Origin of the sequence: Methylotenera sp. G11, assembly GCF_000799735.1 — a bacterium.
GTDB lineage: Bacteria > Pseudomonadota > Gammaproteobacteria > Burkholderiales > Methylophilaceae > Methylotenera.
On the sequence record NZ_JUHH01000001.1, the window covers coordinates 2,157,174 to 2,175,254 of the forward strand.

Here is an 18,081-nt window from a genome sequence, read left to right on the forward strand (position 1 = left end):
TACGTGTTTTTCAGTTAATTTGCGGTTTCTCATTCGATAGTAAGGTTGTTTTAATGGCGCAATTGATTTCTACCAAGCCTTATATGTTGCGTGCCATGCATGAGTGGTGCGTCGACAACAACCTTACGCCGCATCTGGTAGTCGCAGTTAATGGCCGTACGCGTGTACCGATGGCTTACGTCAAGGATGGCGAGATTGTATTGAACATCAACTACAGTGCGACCAAAGATCTGCATATGGATAATGAGTCGGTAGTATTTTCGGCCCGTTTTGGCGGCGTGTCTCAAAATATCTATGTGCCGATGGATGCAGTAAGGGGTATTTTTGCGCGCGAGAACGGGCAGGGTATGTTTTTTGAGTTGGACGATACCACCGACGCGGAAGCACAGCCCGCTGATGAAGAGCTGGCTTCGGCTGCGGATGTTTCGCCTGAAGATCGCTCAAAAAACAGAAATAATAAAAAACCCACACTGACAATCGTAAAATAGCTTTGCATTTTTAAAAATCTCAGTATAATACGCAACTCAAATTTAACGCCGGATTAGCTCAGTTGGTAGAGCAGCGCACTTGTAATGCGAAGGTCGTCAGTTCGATTCCGACATCCGGCACCAAATTCTTGACAAATTCCGTTATGCATTTGACAGCAAGTCAAATTGTCAGCATAATTTCGGGTTCGGTGAGGAGGGGTGGCCGAGTGGTTAAAGGCGACGGACTGTAAATCCGTTCTCTCAGAGTACGAAGGTTCGAATCCTTCCCCCTCCACCAAGTTTGTAATACATGTGTAAGTGTTAGTAATGAGCTTGTAGGCGTTTGTGTTATTTAGACCGGTCGCGGGTGTAGCTCAGCTGGTAGAGCACTTGCCTTCCAAGCAAGATGTCGCGAGTTCGAACCTCGTCGCCCGCTCCAATGACTGGGTAGATTGGTTTAGCGCCCATGTGGCTCAGTGGTAGAGCACTCCCTTGGTAAGGGAGAGGTCGCGGGTCCGATTCCCGCCATGGGCACCATAAAGCTTGAATTCGTGGCGGTGCATAAAATTTTAAGCGGCCAAGATTAATGTTGGGCGTGGTGGTACTGGTGGTTGAGTTGCTAGTGGTTAACTGATGTTTGGCAGCACTTTGTAATTTGAACAACTTGAAATTTGAACAAGTTTTATTAATTCTAATAAAACTTATGGTTAATAAAATATTGTAAAGGACTAATGCAATGGCAAAAGGTAAATTCGAACGGACCAAGCCGCACGTAAACGTAGGCACGATTGGCCACGTTGACCACGGTAAAACAACACTGACAGCGGCGATTACCACTGTACTGACCAAGAAATTCGGCGGCGAAGCAAAAGCTTACGACCAAATTGACGCGGCGCCAGAAGAAAAAGCGCGCGGCATCACCATCAACACAGCACACGTAGAATACGAAACAGCAACCCGTCACTACGCACACGTTGACTGCCCAGGCCACGCCGACTATGTAAAAAACATGATTACCGGCGCAGCCCAAATGGACGGCGCAATCCTGGTATGTTCAGCAGCTGACGGCCCAATGCCACAAACACGCGAACACATCCTGCTGGCACGTCAAGTGGGCGTACCATACATCATCGTATACCTGAACAAAGCCGACCTGGTTGACGATCCTGAATTGTTGGAACTGGTTGAAATGGAAGTGCGTGACCTGTTAAGCAAATACGACTTCCCAGGCGACGACACCCCAATCATCACCGGCTCAGCACGTGCTGCGCTGGAAGGCGACCAATCAGACATCGGCGAACCATCCATCTTCAAACTGGCCGACGCACTCGACAGCTACATCCCGCTGCCAGAACGCGCAATCGACGGCACATTCCTGATGCCAGTAGAAGACGTATTCTCAATCTCAGGCCGCGGTACCGTAGTAACCGGTCGTGTAGAACGCGGCATTGTTAAAGTCGGCGACGAAATTGAAATCGTAGGTATCAAAGACACCCTGAAAACCACCTGTACCGGCGTTGAAATGTTCCGCAAACTGCTGGATCAAGGTCAAGCAGGCGACAACGTAGGCGTATTGCTGCGTGGTACCAAACGTGAAGAAGTGGAACGTGGTCAAGTATTGGCAAAAGCTGGCTCTATCAAACCGCACACCAAATTCACGGCAGAAATCTACGTGCTGGGTAAAGACGAAGGTGGTCGTCACACGCCATTCTTCCAAGGCTACCGTCCACAATTCTACTTCCGTACCACAGACGTAACTGGCGCAGTTGAATTGCCAGCGGGTACAGAAATGGTTATGCCAGGTGACAACGTATCAATCACAGTGACCCTGATTGCGCCGATCGCGATGGAAGAAGGCTTGCGCTTCGCTATCCGTGAAGGTGGCCGTACTGTGGGTGCTGGTGTTGTAGCTAAGATTATCGAGTAATGATTATCTGGTGCAGTAGCGCCAGATAAGTGGTAGTAAAAGAGTCGCACTAACAACCCGGTGTGGCTCTTGATAAAGTTGTTTATGTACAGGCCAATAGCTCAATTGGTAGAGTATCGGTCTCCAAAACCGAGGGTTGGGGGTTCGAGACCCTCTTGGCCTGCCAGATTTGCAGTACGGATTTAATCCACTTGAATAACTAGAAATTTAAATATTTCTAGTTATTTGCGTTATTAAAATCCGGTTAATTATTTGAGTCACTATTAAGTAGATTATGGTCAACAAAATTAAGTTGCTGGTGGCGGTCCTTTTGCTTATCGCTGGTCTTGCAGGTTTTTACCTGCTTGCTGATAAGCCCACTGTTGTACGCATTTTAGCCGTTCTTGCCGGCTTGGGAGCTTCTATTGCCGTATTGTGGACTACGCCTGTAGGCCAGCGCTCATTGGGTTTTATCGGTGAGGCGGTAGTTGAGGCGCGTAAAGTCGTATGGCCTACACGAAAAGAGACAATACAAACTACTTTGGTGGTTTTTGCTTTAGTGGTGGTTATGGCGGCTTTCTTGGCTGTTGTTGATATCGGATTTGCATTTATGGTGCAGAAATTAATGGGACGGGGCGCGTAATGAGTATGAAATGGTACGCGGTGCAAGCGTTTTCGGGTTTTGAGAAATCTGTGCAAAAAGGTTTGGAAGAGCGCGTTGTGCGTTCTGGTCTGCAAGATCAGTTCGGTCAGATATTGGTGCCGATTGAAGAAGTGATTGAAATGAAAAACGGACAGAAGGCGATTTCTGAACGTAAGCTCTATCCGGGTTATGTGCTGGTGCAGATGAATATGACTGACGACACGTGGCATCTGGTTAAGAGTACTCCGCGTGTGACGGCGTTCATCGGCGGCAGTGCGCAGAAGCCGACGCCGATCAAAGACAAAGAAGTCGATATTATCCTTCAGCGTATTGATGACAGTAAAAGTAATCCAACACAGAAACTTACTTTCGAAAAAGGTGAGTCAGTTCGTATTGTTGATGGTCCATTCAAGGACTTTTCAGGCAACGTCGAGGAAGTTAACTACGAGAAAAGCAAACTGCGTGTTTCAGTGGTTATCTTCGGGCGTTCTACCCCAGTTGAACTTGAGTTTGCGCAGGTAGAGAAAGAAGTTTAGTAGGTAGTAGTTTATTAACGGGGAGCTTAGTTAGCAAAATGAAAAGTTCTAAGCTAGGCAAGGCGCAAGAGTGAAAATTGAGCGCGGCATACGATAAGTATGTGAGCGAAAATTTTTATGAATGCAACGCAGCATAGCGACGAAGTTTTAATTTTGTAGGCGTTTGTACCCATTTTAGGAGTAATAGCATGGCAAAGAAAGTTATTGGCTATATCAAATTGCAGATTCCTGCAGGTAAAGCTAACCCAAGTCCTCCAGTTGGTCCAGCATTAGGTCAGCGTGGTTTGAATATTATGGAATTCTGTAAGGCATTTAATGCCGCTACACAAGGTGTAGAACCAGGTCTTCCAATCCCTGTGGTAATTACTGCATTCGCGGACAAGAGCTTCACATTTGTGATGAAATCTCCTCCGGCAACAGTTTTGATTAAAAAAGCTGCTGGTATTACTAAAGGTTCTCCACGTCCACATACAGATAAAGTTGGCAAGATCACACGTGCCCAGGCTGAAGAAATCGTGAAAACAAAACAAGCTGACTTGTCTGCTGCTGATATGGATGCTGCTGTGCGTACTATCGCAGGTAGTGCTCGCAGCATGGGTATTGAAGTGGAGGGTGTATAACATGGCTAAAAGAATCAATGCACTGCGTGCAAAAGTAGACCGTAATAAACTGTATCCAGTAACTGAAGGTTTGACTTTGGTTAAGGAAAATGCAACTGCTAAATTTAATGAGTCAGTAGATGCTGTAATCAATTTAGGTATTGATGCACGTAAATCAGACCAGTTAGTGCGTGGCGCTCTGGTGTTGCCAAACGGTACAGGCAAAACAACACGCGTTGCTGTGTTCGCTCAAGGTGCACAAGCTGAGGCTGCTAAAGCTGCAGGCGCTGACATCGTCGGTTTCGAAGATCTGGCGGAGCAAGTTAAAGCCGGCGTGATGGATTTTGATATTGTGATCGCGACTCCAGATGCAATGCGTATCGTTGGTGCGCTGGGTCAGGTTTTAGGCCCACGTGGTTTGATGCCAAACCCGAAAGTAGGCACTGTAACGCCTGATGCTGCTACCGCAGTTAAAAATGCTAAGGCAGGTCAAGTGCAATACCGTACAGACAAAGGTGGTATCGTTCACTGCACAATCGGCCGTGCTTCATTCACGGTTGAACAATTGCAAGGTAACCTGGTTGCTTTGGTTGAAGCTTTGAACAAAGCGAAACCAGCTTCAAGCAAAGGTGTTTACCTGAAGAAATTGTCTGTATCCAGCACCATGGGTGCCGGTGTGCGTGTAGACCAGACAACTCTGGTTGCTTAAGTAAATATTAGGGCAAGGCTGAGCGGCCTTGCCCGTAAAGAACTTTGGGCTCATGTTGTCAATCGGCATTGCTTGAATGTGACATGAGGTTATCAAAGACCGTTAGGTATCATTTGATTTAATGTAAGTTTCTTTGATGTGGGTGTAAGGTAGATTGCCTTACCTCTGCAGAAATAGAACTTTAGCCTACGCAGATGGCGCATCCCTAAACAGGTTAATTCCTATTGAAAGGTCGCCGTAAAAAGTGGTTTTTATGATTTCAGGATCGTAGAAGCTGATTCTGTTTTAGCAATAAAACAGAGATTTTAACGGAAGGAGAAAGACCTTGAGTCTAAATCTTACAGAGAAAAAAGCAGTAGTTGCTGAAGTTGGTGCGCAAGTTGCACAAGCGCAAGCGATTGTTCTGGCTGAGTATCGTGGCATCGGCGTGGCTGACATGACCGTATTGCGCGCGGAAGCTCGTAAATCTGGTGTGTACTTGCGTGTGTTGAAAAACACTTTGGTACGTCGTGCAGTTGAAGGCACACCATTTGCAGCTTTAGCTGACGCTATGGTGGGTCCACTGGTGTTCGGTATTTCAGCAGATGCAGTTTCAGCTGCAAAGGTTATCAATAACTTTGCAAAAACTAACGATAAGATTGTTATCAAAGCTGGTGCAATGCCAAATCAAGTCATGGATGCCGCTGGCGTTCAGGCTCTGGCATCTACATTAAGCCGCGAAGAGTTGTTAGGCAAATTGGCAGGTACGCTCAACGAAGTGCCAACCAAGTTCGCACGTGCTATCGCAGCAATCCGCGATGCCAAAGAAGCAGCGTAATTCGACAAGATAACATCCAGGCAACATTAATTAATTTTAGGGAATATTCAAATGGCAATTTCAAATGCAGATATTTTAGACGCAGTTGGCTCAATGTCAGTGTTAGAGTTAACAGCATTCATTAAAGAAATCGAAGAAAAGTTCGGCGTTTCAGCAGCAGCTGTTGCTGTAGCTTCTTCAGCAGGTGCAGCTCCAGCAGCGGCAGCTGAGCAATCAGAATTCAACGTTGTATTGACAGCAGCTGGCGAAAGCAAAGTTAACGTTATTAAAGCAGTTCGCGAATTGACAGGCTTAGGCTTGAAAGAAGCGAAAGACTTAGTTGACGGCGCTCCAAAAGTGATCAAAGAAGGCGTTTCAAAAGCTGACGCTGATGCAGCACTGAAAAAATTGATCGAAGCTGGCGCAACTGGCGAACTCAAATAATACATTGCTAGATGTATGAATTAGGCTGACGGGTAACCGTCAGCCTTCGCCATTTCTGATGGCGTAATTGTGTAACAAATTGTAATGATGTTGTCTGCCTTCAGATGACAGTAACCTTCAGTAGAATCTTGACTGAGGTTAGAGGTGAAAATACTTACGTAGTGGATGTAGTGCAAAAAAGTATTTTAATTTCTGCCCTCAAACATTAGGAGATGCAATGAGCTATTCCTTCACCGAAAAAAAACGCCTTCGTAAAAGTTTCGCCAAGCGCGAAAAAGTACAAGAGATTCCTTATCTGCTAGCAATGCAACTGGAGTCTTACAAGGCATTTTTACAAGCGGACATTCCGGCGGATAAGCGCACGGAAGATGGTCTGCAGTCAACATTCAGTTCGGTTTTTCCAATCGTCAGCCATTCTGGCAATGCACGTCTGGATTACGTGAGCTATCAACTGGGTGCCGAGCCTTTTGATGTTAAAGAATGTCAGCAGCGCGGCCTGACCTATGCAGCACCTTTGCGTGTAAAAGTGCGCCTCACTATCATGGATAAAGAGGCATCAAAGCCAACAGTTAAAGAAGTAAAAGAGCAGGAAGTCTACATGGGCGAATTGCCTTTGATGACTGACAATGGCTCTTTTGTCATTAACGGTACCGAGCGTGTGATTGTTTCACAGCTGCACCGTAGCCCAGGCGTGTTCTTTGAGCATGACCGTGGTAAAACACACAGTTCAGGCAAGCTGCTGTTCTCAGCACGCATCATTCCTTACCGTGGTTCATGGCTGGATTTCGAGTTCGACCCTAAGGACTACTTATATTTCCGTATTGACCGTCGCCGTAAAATGCCGGTCACTATCCTGCTGAAAGCGCTGGGTTATACACCAGAGCAAATCATTTCGACTTTCTACGACTTTGATACGTTCCACATCAGTAAATCCGGTGTTGAGTTCACAATCGTTCCTGAACGTCTGCGCGGTGAAGTGGCTAAATTTGACATCGTAGGCAAAGACGGCGCAGTGATTGTCGCAAAAGACAAGCGCATTACGGTAAAACATATCCGTGATATGGAAAAAGCCGGCGTAAATCAAATCGCCGTACCACAGGATTTCATTCTTGGCCGCGCAATCGCCAACACCATCATTGACCAGGAAACCGGCGAAGTTGTTGCTAATGCGAACGACGAGATTACAGAATCATTGCTGGAAAAATTAGTTGATGCCAATATCGCTTCAATTAAAACACTGTACTCAAATGACCTGGATCACGGTGATTATATTTCACAAACTTTGCGTATTGATGAAATTCCAGACCAATACAGCGCGCGCGTTGCGATCTACCGCATGATGCGTCCAGGCGAGCCGCCAACAGAAGAGTCTGTTGAAGCGTTGTTCCAAGGCCTGTTCTTCAGTGAAGAGCGTTATGACCTGTCACGCGTTGGCCGTATGAAGTTTAACCGTCGTGCGTTCCCTGAAAAAGCGGAAGAGCGTCAATCCGAATGGATCAAGCGTTTCTATGAAGCGGTTGGCGTGCGCGGTGACACTGGTTCGAACATTCTTTCGAATGAAGATATTCTGGCAGTGATTGCAGTCCTGTTAGAGCTGCGTAACGGCCATGGCGAGATCGATGATATTGACCACTTGGGTAACCGTCGCATCCGTTCAGTAGGCGAGTTGGCAGAAAACCAATTCCGTACCGGCCTGGTTCGTGTTGAGCGCGCGGTAAAAGAGCGCCTGTCGCAAGCTGAATCAGATAACCTGATGCCACATGACCTGATCAATGCAAAACCGGTATCAAGTGCGATCCGTGAATTCTTTGGCTCAAGCCAATTGTCACAGTTTATGGATCAAACCAACCCATTGTCAGAAATTACCTACAAGCGCCGTATTTCAGCGTTGGGCCCAGGTGGCCTGACTCGTGAACGCGCTGGTTTTGAGGTGCGTGACGTTCATTCGACCCATTACGGACGCGTATGTCCAATTGAAACGCCTGAGGGTCCAAACATTGGTTTGATCAACTCACTGGCGCTGTATGCGCGTACCAACGATTATGGTTTCCTTGAGACGCCATACCGCCGTGTTGAGGGCAATAAGGTTTCCGATACGATTGACTACCTCTCTGCGATTGAAGAGAGCCAGTACATGATCGCACAGGCGAATACGGACCTTGATGCTAAGAACATGATGATTGATGACCTGATCTCATCACGCCATCACAACGAATTTACCATGACGCAGCCAGAGCGCGTCCAATACATGGACGTGGCGCCTGGCCAGATTGTATCTGTGGCTGCCTCACTGATTCCGTTCCTGGAACACGATGACGCGAACCGTGCATTGATGGGTGCAAACATGCAGCGTCAGGCTGTACCATGTCTGCGTGCCGAGAAGCCTGTGGTTGGTACTGGTATTGAACGTACCGTAGCAGTTGACTCAGGTACTGTAGTTACAGCCCGTCGCGGTGGTGTTGTTGATTATGTGGATTCAGCACGTATCGTGATCCGCGTAAACGATGAAGAGGCGAAAGCCGGCGAGGTTGGTGTTGATATTTACAACCTGACTAAATACACACGTTCCAACCAGAACACGAACATTAACCAGCGACCATTGGTGCAGGTAGGTGACAAGCTGGCTCGCGGTGACGTGATTGCCGACGGCGCATCAACTGACATGGGTGAATTGGCGCTTGGCCAGAACATGCTGATCGGCTTTATGCCATGGAACGGTTATAACTACGAAGACTCCGTGTTGATCTCGGAGCGCGTAGTGGCTGATGACCGCTACACTTCAATCCATATTGAAGAACTGTCTGTGGTGGCCCGTGATACCAAGCTTGGCGCTGAAGAAATCACACAGGATATTTCTAACCTGAGCGAGCGTATGTTAGCGCGCCTGGATGAAGTGGGTATTATCCACATCGGTGCAGAAGTGGAAGCCGGAGACGTGCTGGTTGGTAAAGTAACGCCAAAAGGTGAGACACAGCTGACTCCGGAAGAAAAACTGTTGCGTGCTATTTTCGGTGAAAAAGCTTCTGACGTTAAAGATACATCTCTGCGCGTACCGTCAGGCATGAGCGGTACCGTGATTGACGTACAAGTGTTTACGCGTGAAGGTATCGAGCGTGACGCACGTGCCCAGCAGATTATCGACGACCAATTGGCGCACTATAAGAAGGACCTGGCTGACCAGATGCGTATCGTTGAGGATGACGCATTTGGCCGTATTCGTCGCCTGATTGAAGGCAAAGTTGCGACCGGCGGTCCTAACAAGCTGAAAAAAGGTGAGGCATTAACGGCTGAATACCTGGAAAGCGTTGGTCGTTATGACTGGTTTGACATTCGTCTTGCAGATGAAGAAACAGCCCGTCAGCTTGAACAGTTGAAAGACAGTCTGTCACAAGCCCGCGTTGAGTTCGATAACCGTTTTGAGGAGAAAAAACGTAAATTGACACAAGGTGATGAATTGCCGCCAGGCGTTCAGAAAATGGTGAAAGTTTACCTCGCGGTTAAACGTCGCATTCAACCTGGTGACAAGATGGCAGGCCGCCACGGTAACAAGGGTGTGATTTCAAAAATCTGCCCGGTCGAAGATATGCCGCACATGGCTGATGGTACGCCTATGGACATCGTGCTGAACCCGCTAGGCGTTCCGTCACGTATGAACATCGGTCAGATTCTGGAAGTGCATCTGGGCTGGGCTGCCAAAGGCTTGGGTCTGCGCATTGAAGAAATGCTGCGTCAGGAAGTGAAAGTGGCCGAGATCCGCAAATTCCTGGAAAAAATCTATAACGACAGTACTGGTACGAAAGAAGATATCAAATCTTTCACTGATGCAGAGATTCTGGATCTGGCGCAAAACCTGACCAACGGCGTGCCGTTTGCAACGCCGGTATTTGACGGTGCTGCTGAATCCGATATCAGGGAAATGCTTGATCTGGCGTTCCCGGATGATGACGCGCGTACTAAACAGTTGCAATTCCACGCAGGCAAAACACAGGTTACCTTGTTTGATGGCCGTACCGGCGAGGCATTTGAGCGTCCGGTCACAGTGGGTTACATGCACTTCCTGAAACTGCATCACTTGGTTGATGACAAGATGCATGCTCGTTCAACAGGTCCTTATTCTCTGGTTACGCAGCAGCCATTGGGCGGTAAAGCGCAATTCGGCGGCCAGCGTTTCGGTGAGATGGAGGTTTGGGCGCTTGAAGCTTATGGTGCTTCATATACCTTGCAGGAAATGCTCACAGTTAAGTCAGATGACGTAACCGGGCGTACCAAAGTATATGAAAATATCGTCAAGGGCGAACACAAGATTGATGCAGGTATGCCTGAATCATTCAACGTGCTGGTGAAAGAGATCCGTTCACTCGCTATCGACATTGACCTAGACCGAAACTAAGGAGACAAATATGAAAGCTCTATTAGACCTATTTAAACAGGTAACGCAAGAAGAAGAGTTTGATGCGATCAAGATTGCGTTAGCTTCACCTGAGAAAATCCGTTCATGGTCATATGGCGAAGTGAAAAAGCCAGAAACCATTAACTACCGTACTTTCAAGCCTGAGCGTGATGGTTTGTTCTGCGCAAAAATCTTTGGCCCAATCAAAGATTACGAGTGCTTGTGCGGTAAATACAAACGCCTGAAACATCGCGGTGTAATCTGCGAAAAATGCGGTGTGGAAGTCACATTGTCAAAAGTACGTCGTGAGCGTATGGGTCACATTGACCTCGCATCACCGGTTGCGCACATCTGGTTCCTGAAATCATTACCAAGCCGTTTGGGTATGGTATTGGATATCGCATTACGTGATATCGAACGTGTGTTGTACTTTGAAGCATTCATCGTGGTTGACCCTGGCATGACGCCACTGACACGCGGTCAGTTGCTGACAGAAGACGACTACCTGGCAAAAGTAGAAGAGTACGGTGATGAATTTAACGCGGTCATGGGTGCTGAAGCTGTTCGTGAACTGCTGCGTACGATGGACATCGAGCGTGAAATCACTAACTTGCGCCAGGAGCTGGGCGCTACCGGTTCTGAAGCCAAGATCAAGAAAATTGCTAAACGTTTGAAAGTGTTGGAAGCATTCCAGAAATCCGGCATTAAGCCAGAGTGGATGATTCTTGAAATCCTGCCGGTATTGCCACCGGAATTGCGTCCATTGGTACCGTTGGATGGCGGCCGTTTTGCAACTTCAGATCTGAACGATCTGTATCGCCGCGTGATCAACCGTAACAACCGTCTGAAACGTCTGCTGGAGCTGAAAGCGCCAGAAATCATCGTGCGTAACGAAAAACGCATGCTGCAGGAAGCTGTGGACTCATTGCTGGACAATGGCCGTCGCGGTAAGGTAATGACAGGCGCGAACAAGCGTCCGCTCAAATCACTGGCAGACATGATTAAAGGTAAAGGCGGTCGTTTCCGTCAGAACTTGCTCGGTAAGCGTGTGGACTACTCTGGCCGTTCAGTGATTGTGGTGGGCCCGCAATTGAAACTGCATCAATGCGGTTTGCCTAAGAAAATGGCGTTGGAATTATTCAAACCATTCATTTTCCACAAGCTGGAAGTGTTGGGCTTAGCGACTACCATCAAGGCAGCGAAGAAAAAGGTAGAAGAAGAAGGACCAGAAGTATGGGATATCCTCGAGGACGTGATCCGCGAGCATCCTGTACTGCTGAACCGTGCGCCTACCTTGCACCGTTTGGGTATTCAGGCGTTTGAGCCTATCCTGATCGAAGGTAAAGCGATCCAGTTGCATCCGTTGGTTTGTGCGGCATTCAACGCCGACTTTGACGGTGACCAGATGGCGGTTCACGTTCCATTGAGCCTTGAGGCGCAAATGGAAGCACGTACCCTGATGCTTGCATCAAACAACGTGCTGTCACCTGCTAACGGTGAGCCTATCATCGTTCCGTCACAGGATATCGTGTTGGGTCTGTACTACATGACGCGTGAAAAAGTAAATGCACGCGGCACAGGTATGCGTTTTGCAGACGTGAAAGAGGTTCAGCGTGCGTTTGACCAGAACCTGATTGACCTGCATGCAAAAATTACCGTGCGTATCCAGGAGTTTGATGTTGACCTGAATGGCGTGAAGAACGAGAAGATCACACGTTACGAAACTACAGTTGGCCGTGCGTTGTTGTCACATATACTGCCAGCAGGCTTGCCGTTCAGCACCATTGACAAGGCCCTGAAAAAGAAAGAAATTTCAAGACTGATCAACACCAGCTTCCGTAAGGTTGGTATCCGTGAAACCGTTATCTTTGCAGATAAGCTGATGTATACCGGTTACTCTTACGCGACTAAAGCGGGTATTTCTATCAGTATTAACGATATGCTGGTACCTACAGAAAAAGAGCAGCTGATTGCCGCTGCCGATGCTGAAGTTAAAGAGATTGAAGACCAGTACGTTTCAGGCCTGGTAACCCAGGGTGAGCGTTACAACAAGGTGGTGGACATCTGGGGTCGTGCCGGTGATAAAGTTGCCGATGCGATGATGAAGCAGTTGCGTGAAGAAGATGTGCTGGATGCTGATGGCAAGCAGATTAAAGATGCTGCCGGTAAGGTGCTACGCCAGGAATCATTCAACGCTATTTATATGATGGCCGACTCAGGCGCGCGTGGTTCTGCGGCGCAGGTACGTCAGCTTGCAGGTATGCGTGGCCTGATGGCGAAACCGGATGGCTCTATCATTGAAACACCGATTAAAGCGAACTTCCGTGATGGCCTGAACGTGTTGCAATACTTTATTTCAACCCACGGTGCCCGTAAGGGTCTGGCTGACACGGCGTTGAAAACAGCGAACTCAGGTTACCTGACACGTCGTCTGGTTGATGTGACGCAAGATCTGGTTGTGACCGAGCATGATTGCGGCACTACCGATGGCCTGGTCACTAAAGCGCTGGTCAAAGGCGGTGAAGTGATCGAGCCGTTGCATGACCGTATCCTGGGCCGTACAGCCGCTTTGGATGTGATCAATCCTGAAACGCAGGAAGTGATCTACCCAGCCGGTACCTTGCTCACGGAAGATGAAGTTGAGCATCTGGATGCCTTGGGCATTGATGAAGTGAAAGTGCGTACAGCGCTGACTTGTGATACACGTTACGGTATTTGTGCCAAGTGTTATGGCCGTGATCTGGGTCGTGGCAAGCTGATCAGCCAAGGTGAGTCTGTAGGTGTGATCGCGGCGCAATCTATCGGTGAGCCAGGTACACAGCTGACCATGCGTACATTCCACATCGGTGGTGCGGTATCGCGTGCGGCTTCAGTATCTCAGGTTGAAAGTAAATCCAACGGTGTTCTGAACTTCACTTCAACCATGCGTTATGTGACTAACGTACGTAACGAGCAGGTGGTGATTTCACGTAATGGTGAAGTGGTGATTGTGGATGACAATGGCCGTGAGCGTGAGCGTCATAAAGTGCCATACGGTGCAACATTGCAGATTACTGACGGCAAGACTATCAAAGCCGGTCAGGCAATCGCGACATGGGATCCGCATACGCGTCCGATTATCACCGAGTATGCAGGCTTCGTTAAATTCGAAAACGTAGAAGAAGGTATCACTGTTGCTAAACAGATCGATGATGTGACTGGTTTGTCATCATTGGTGGTGATTGATCCTAAACAACGTGCAGGTCAAACCAAAGGTTTGCGTCCGCAAGTTAAATTGCTGGATGGCAATGGTGTCGAGGTCAAGCTTGCAGGTGGTGACCAGCCAGTTAACGTAACATTCCAGATCGGTTGTATCATCAACGTGAAAGATGGCCAGGAAGTTGGTGTGGGTGAAGTTCTGGCCCGCGTACCGCAAGAGTCATCTAAAACGCGTGATATTACCGGTGGTCTGCCGCGTGTAGCCGAATTGTTCGAAGCGCGTTCACCAAAAGATGCAGGTATGCTTGCTGAAGTGACAGGTACGGTGTCGTTCGGTAAAGATACCAAAGGTAAGCAGCGTCTGGTAATCACTGATCTGGATGGTATTTCAAGCGAGTACCTGATCCCTAAAGATAAGCATGTGACTGCGCATGACGGTCAAGTGGTGACTAAGGGTGAAACGATTGTTGACGGCCCGGCTGACCCGCAAGATATTTTACGTTTACAAGGCCGTGAAGCTTTGGCGCGTTACATCATTGACGAAGTGCAAGACGTTTACCGTCTGCAAGGCGTTAAGATCAATGACAAGCATATCGAGGTGATTGTGCGTCAGATGCTGCGTCGTGTTCGAGTGACCGATGCGGGCGACACAAGCTTTATTCTGGGTGAGCAAGTTGAGCGTGCTGATTTGCTGGCTGAAAATGAACAGGTCATTGCGCAAGACAAGCGTCCTGCACAGTTTGAATATGTATTGCTTGGTATTACTAAAGCATCATTATCAACAGACTCATTCATCTCAGCTGCGTCATTCCAGGAAACAACACGTGTGTTAACCGAAGCGGCGATCTTGGGCAAACGTGATGATTTACGTGGTTTGAAAGAAAACGTCATTGTTGGTCGTTTGATTCCGGCTGGTACCGGCCTGGCTTATCACGAAGCGCGTAAGCGTGCAGCGGTTGCCGGCGGTGTGCCAACTGCAAATGCAGCGGTTGCTTCAGCAGCTGTTGAAGCTGAAGTGGTGACAGAAGAAGTAGTATCGGAAGTAAGTGGAGAAGTAGACGCAGAATAAAATCAGATAATTAAAGCCTTGACAATAAAAGTCAGGCTAAATAGAATGCTGAGTTTTTCAGGATGGTGTTATTGTGTTTAACGCCATCCTAGTCTATTTATTTTTATAGATTTTGAAATAAATTAATTTTAGAGAACAACATTAGAGGTTACAGGCAATGCCAACCATCAATCAGTTAGTACGTAAACCACGCGTTAAAGTGGTCACTAAGAGCAAAGTGCCAGCACTTGAAGCTTGTCCACAAAAACGTGGTGTTTGCACCCGTGTTTATACTACTACACCTAAAAAGCCTAACTCAGCTTTGCGTAAGGTTGCTAAAGTGCGCCTGACAAACGGCTATGAAGTTATTAGCTACATCGGCGGTGAAGGTCATAACTTGCAAGAGCACAGCGTGGTATTGCTGCGCGGTGGTCGTGTAAAAGACTTGCCAGGTGTGCGTTACCATATGGTGCGCGGTAGTTTGGATACAGCAGGTGTTAAAGATCGTAAACAATCACGTTCTAAATACGGTGCTAAGCGTCCTAAAGAAGCTAAAGCTAAGTAATTTGAACATAACCGGACCGTTGACGGTTCAGTTTTATTAATGTGCGGCTAACCAAAAGCCTTGCTTGAGCAGTTGCTAGCAAAACATAAAAGAGAATAGAGAAGATTATGCCAAGACGTAGAGAAGTCCCCAAACGCAATATTCTGCCGGATCCAAAATTCGGTAGCCAAGAAGTATCGAAATTTGTAAACGTACTGATGACCGGTGGTAAAAAATCTGTTGCCGAGCGTATTTTGTACGGTGCTTTCGACCAGGTAACTAGCAAGACAAGTAAAGATGCGCTGGAAGTGTTTACACTCGCGCTTACAAACTTGCGTCCTTTGGTTGAAGTTAAGAGTCGCCGTGTTGGTGGTGCTAACTACCAGGTGCCTGTTGAGGTTCGTCCAAGCCGTCGTAGTGCTCTGGCAATGCGTTGGCTGCGTGATGCAGCGCGTAAACGCGGTGAGAAGTCCATGGGTCTGCGTCTGGCGGCCGAGTTGATTGAGGCTTCAGAAGGCCGTGGCTCAGCGATGAAGAAGCGTGAAGAAGTTCATCGTATGGCAGAAGCTAATAAAGCGTTCTCACACTTCAGGTTTTAATTGATGAAATGTACCTTTTATCTAAAAGGTACATTTGTTTTTAGTGAGTTGTTCTTTAAGAATTTTAAGCAATAATATTTAAGCAAAGGTAATAACCGTGGCTCGTCAAACCCCCATTAACCGCTATCGTAATATTGGTATTTCTGCACATATTGATGCAGGTAAAACAACTACGACTGAGCGTATTCTTTTTTACACAGGCGTAAACCATAAGATTGGTGAGGTGCATGATGGCGCTGCTACCATGGACTGGATGGAGCAGGAGCAAGAGCGCGGTATTACTATTACTTCTGCGGCTACTACCTGTTTCTGGAAAGGTATGGCTGGTCAGTATGAGCAGCACCGTTTTAATATTATTGATACCCCGGGTCACGTTGACTTTACTATCGAAGTAGAGCGTTCAATGCGTGTTCTGGATGGTGCTTGTATGGTTTACTGTGCGGTAGGCGGTGTTCAGCCTCAGTCAGAAACCGTATGGCGTCAGGCAACAAAATACAAAGTGCCGCGTTTGGCATTCGTTAACAAAATGGACCGTTCTGGTGCTGACTTCTACAAAGTTGTTGACCAGATGCGTACCCGCCTGAAAGCTAACCCAGTTCCTATCGTGATTCCTATCGGTCGTGAAGATACTTTCACTGGCGTGGTTGACCTCATTAAAATGAAAGCAATCATCTGGGATGAGGCTTCGCAAGGTATGAAATTCGAATACGGTGATATTCCTGCCGATTTGGTTGAGGTTGCGAATAAATGGCGTGAAAATATGGTTGAAGCTGCAGCTGAAGCCAGTGAAGAGTTGATGAACAAGTACCTGGAGGAAGGTGACTTGTCAGAAGCTGACATCATTTTTGGTATCCGTGCACGTACTATCGCAACGGAAATTCAGCCGATGCTGTGTGGTACTGCATTTAAAAACAAAGGTGTTCAGCGTATGCTGGATGCGGTGATCGACTTCTTGCCGTCACCTGTGGATATTCCTGATATCGAAGGTGAAGATGAAGATGGCGAGCGTGTTACTCGTAAAGCCTCTGATACTGAAGGCTTGTCGGCTTTGGCATTTAAGTTGATGACGGACCCGTTTGTGGGTCAGTTGACATTTATCCGTGTTTACTCAGGCGTTCTGAAAAAAGGTGACACTGTATACAACTCAGTAAAAGCCCGTAAAGAGCGCATTGGCCGTATCGTGCAAATGCATGCAAACACCCGTCAGGAAGTGGATGAGGTTGTAGCGGGCGACATCGCGGCCGCTATTGGTTTGAAAGATGTGACTACCGGTGAGTCATTGTGTGCGGTTGATAAGCCTATCATTCTTGAGCGCATGGTATTCCCTGAGCCAGTTATTCACGTAGCGGTTGAGCCAAAAACCAAAGCTGACCAGGAAAAAATGGGTATTGCACTGGGACGTCTGGCACAGGAAGATCCATCATTCCGCGTGCGCTCAGATGAAGAATCTGGCCAAACCATCATTTCAGGTATGGGTGAGTTGCACTTGGACATCATTGTTGACCGTATGCGTCGTGAGTTCAACGTGGAGGCTAGCGTAGGTGCTCCTCAAGTGGCTTACCGTGAAGCGATCAGGAAAAAAGTGGAAGTTGAAGGTAAGTTCGTTAAGCAGTCTGGCGGTAAGGGTCAGTACGGTCACGTATGGCTGATCATGGAGCCTAACGAAGCTGGTAAAGGGTTTGAATTCGTTGACCAAATTAAAGGCGGTACAGTTCCACGTGAATTTATCCCTGCAGTTGAAAAAGGTCTGCGCGAAACCATCCCATCAGGTATTCTGGCTGGTTTCCCGGTTGTTGACGTAAAAGTGACGTTGTTCGATGGCTCATACCATGACGTTGACTCAAACGAGAATGCGTTCAAGATGGCAGCTTCTATCGGCTTCAAAGATGGTATGCGCAAAGCTGATCCTGTATTGCTTGAGCCTATCATGGCGGTTGAAATTGAAACGCCTGAAGAGTACATGGGTGATGTGATGGGCGATTTGTCATCACGTCGCGGCATGATTCAAGGCATGGAAGATACGGCTGGTGGCGGTAAAGCAATTCGTGCAGAAGTACCATTATCGGAAATGTTTGGTTACGCAACGACTGTGCGTTCATTGTCACAAGGTCGTGCTAGCTATAGCATGGAATTCAAGCACTATGCTGAAGCGCCAAGAAATGTGGCTGAAGCCATCATGAACAAGAAATAGTTCATTACTAA

At 47.6% G+C, this 18,081-nt stretch carries 13 protein-coding genes and 5 tRNA genes; all 18 read left to right on the forward strand.

What is annotated here, in order from left to right; translation table 11 throughout:
* The first annotated feature begins 53 nt into the window (after positions 1–53).
* The 18 genes from GQ51_RS09975 to fusA all read left to right on the forward strand — a co-directional run bounded on the left by GQ51_RS09975 (position 54) and on the right by fusA (position 18,070).
* Complete coding sequence (locus tag GQ51_RS09975) at positions 54–488, forward strand: ClpXP protease specificity-enhancing factor (protein ID WP_047552469.1); 435 nt, start codon at positions 54–56, stop codon at positions 486–488.
* A 47-nt stretch (positions 489–535) separates the two neighbouring features.
* Positions 536–611 (forward strand) — tRNA-Thr (locus GQ51_RS09980).
* A gap of 69 nt (positions 612–680) precedes the next feature.
* Positions 681–765, forward strand: a tRNA-Tyr gene (locus GQ51_RS09985).
* 65 nt (positions 766–830) lie between these two features.
* A tRNA-Gly gene (locus GQ51_RS09990) sits at positions 831–906 on the forward strand.
* Between the two features lie 23 nt (positions 907–929).
* Positions 930–1,004: transfer RNA gene (locus tag GQ51_RS09995), tRNA-Thr, on the forward strand.
* Between the two features lie 199 nt (positions 1,005–1,203).
* A complete protein-coding gene (gene tuf / locus GQ51_RS10000; RefSeq protein ID WP_047552472.1) occupies positions 1,204–2,394 on the forward strand; it encodes an elongation factor Tu in 1,191 nt (396 codons plus the stop codon).
* Between the two features lie 90 nt (positions 2,395–2,484).
* Positions 2,485–2,560: transfer RNA gene (locus GQ51_RS10005), tRNA-Trp, on the forward strand.
* A 108-nt stretch (positions 2,561–2,668) separates the two neighbouring features.
* Entirely contained in the window at positions 2,669–3,016 is a 348-nt protein-coding gene (gene secE / locus GQ51_RS10010) for a preprotein translocase subunit SecE (protein ID WP_047552475.1), read from the forward strand.
* A complete protein-coding gene (nusG, locus tag GQ51_RS10015) occupies positions 3,016–3,552 on the forward strand; it encodes a transcription termination/antitermination protein NusG (protein WP_047552478.1) in 537 nt (178 codons plus the stop codon). The genes secE and nusG overlap by 1 nt, the downstream gene beginning before the upstream one ends.
* Positions 3,553–3,740: 188 nt before the next feature.
* A complete protein-coding gene (rplK, locus tag GQ51_RS10020) occupies positions 3,741–4,172 on the forward strand; it encodes a 50S ribosomal protein L11 (protein WP_047552481.1) in 432 nt (143 codons plus the stop codon).
* A 1-nt stretch (position 4,173) separates the two neighbouring features.
* Positions 4,174–4,860 carry a 50S ribosomal protein L1 gene (rplA, locus tag GQ51_RS10025; RefSeq protein WP_047552484.1) on the forward strand — a complete coding sequence of 229 codons (687 nt, stop codon included), beginning with the start codon at positions 4,174–4,176 and terminating at the stop codon, positions 4,858–4,860.
* A 325-nt stretch (positions 4,861–5,185) separates the two neighbouring features.
* Positions 5,186–5,677 (forward strand): 50S ribosomal protein L10, encoded by a 492-nt coding sequence (gene rplJ / locus GQ51_RS10030; RefSeq protein WP_047552487.1) that lies wholly within the window; start codon positions 5,186–5,188, stop codon positions 5,675–5,677.
* A 51-nt stretch (positions 5,678–5,728) separates the two neighbouring features.
* A complete protein-coding gene (rplL, locus tag GQ51_RS10035; RefSeq protein WP_047552490.1) occupies positions 5,729–6,100 on the forward strand; it encodes a 50S ribosomal protein L7/L12 in 372 nt (123 codons plus the stop codon).
* Between the two features lie 217 nt (positions 6,101–6,317).
* Entirely contained in the window at positions 6,318–10,490 is a 4,173-nt protein-coding gene (gene rpoB / locus GQ51_RS10040) for a DNA-directed RNA polymerase subunit beta (protein WP_047552492.1), read from the forward strand.
* Between the two features lie 10 nt (positions 10,491–10,500).
* A complete protein-coding gene (gene rpoC / locus GQ51_RS10045; RefSeq protein ID WP_047552496.1) occupies positions 10,501–14,757 on the forward strand; it encodes a DNA-directed RNA polymerase subunit beta' in 4,257 nt (1,418 codons plus the stop codon).
* A gap of 157 nt (positions 14,758–14,914) precedes the next feature.
* Complete coding sequence (gene rpsL, locus GQ51_RS10050) at positions 14,915–15,301, forward strand: 30S ribosomal protein S12 (protein WP_015831292.1); 387 nt, start codon at positions 14,915–14,917, stop codon at positions 15,299–15,301.
* 107 nt (positions 15,302–15,408) lie between these two features.
* Positions 15,409–15,879, forward strand: a complete 471-nt coding sequence (rpsG, locus tag GQ51_RS10055) for a 30S ribosomal protein S7 (RefSeq protein ID WP_047552499.1) — start codon at positions 15,409–15,411, stop codon at positions 15,877–15,879.
* 97 nt (positions 15,880–15,976) lie between these two features.
* A complete protein-coding gene (gene fusA / locus GQ51_RS10060) occupies positions 15,977–18,070 on the forward strand; it encodes an elongation factor G (protein WP_047552501.1) in 2,094 nt (697 codons plus the stop codon).
* The last annotated feature ends 11 nt before the right edge of the window (positions 18,071–18,081 follow it).

What these genes read in the sequence shown, in the direction of transcription:
- GQ51_RS09975 (WP_047552469.1), top strand. Translation starts at nt 54, where the DNA reads ATGGCGCAATTGATTTCTACCAAGCCTTATATGTTGCGTGCCATGCAT.
- tuf (WP_047552472.1), top strand. Translation starts at nt 1,204, where the DNA reads ATGGCAAAAGGTAAATTCGAACGGACCAAGCCGCACGTAAACGTAGGC.
- secE (WP_047552475.1), top strand. Translation starts at nt 2,669, where the DNA reads ATGGTCAACAAAATTAAGTTGCTGGTGGCGGTCCTTTTGCTTATCGCT.
- nusG (WP_047552478.1), top strand. Translation starts at nt 3,016, where the DNA reads ATGAGTATGAAATGGTACGCGGTGCAAGCGTTTTCGGGTTTTGAGAAA.
- rplK (WP_047552481.1), top strand. Translation starts at nt 3,741, where the DNA reads ATGGCAAAGAAAGTTATTGGCTATATCAAATTGCAGATTCCTGCAGGT.
- rplA (WP_047552484.1), top strand. Translation starts at nt 4,174, where the DNA reads ATGGCTAAAAGAATCAATGCACTGCGTGCAAAAGTAGACCGTAATAAA.
- rplL (WP_047552490.1), top strand. Translation starts at nt 5,729, where the DNA reads ATGGCAATTTCAAATGCAGATATTTTAGACGCAGTTGGCTCAATGTCA.
- rpoB (WP_047552492.1), top strand. Translation starts at nt 6,318, where the DNA reads ATGAGCTATTCCTTCACCGAAAAAAAACGCCTTCGTAAAAGTTTCGCC.
- rpoC (WP_047552496.1), top strand. Translation starts at nt 10,501, where the DNA reads ATGAAAGCTCTATTAGACCTATTTAAACAGGTAACGCAAGAAGAAGAG.
- rpsL (WP_015831292.1), top strand. Translation starts at nt 14,915, where the DNA reads ATGCCAACCATCAATCAGTTAGTACGTAAACCACGCGTTAAAGTGGTC.
- rpsG (WP_047552499.1), top strand. Translation starts at nt 15,409, where the DNA reads ATGCCAAGACGTAGAGAAGTCCCCAAACGCAATATTCTGCCGGATCCA.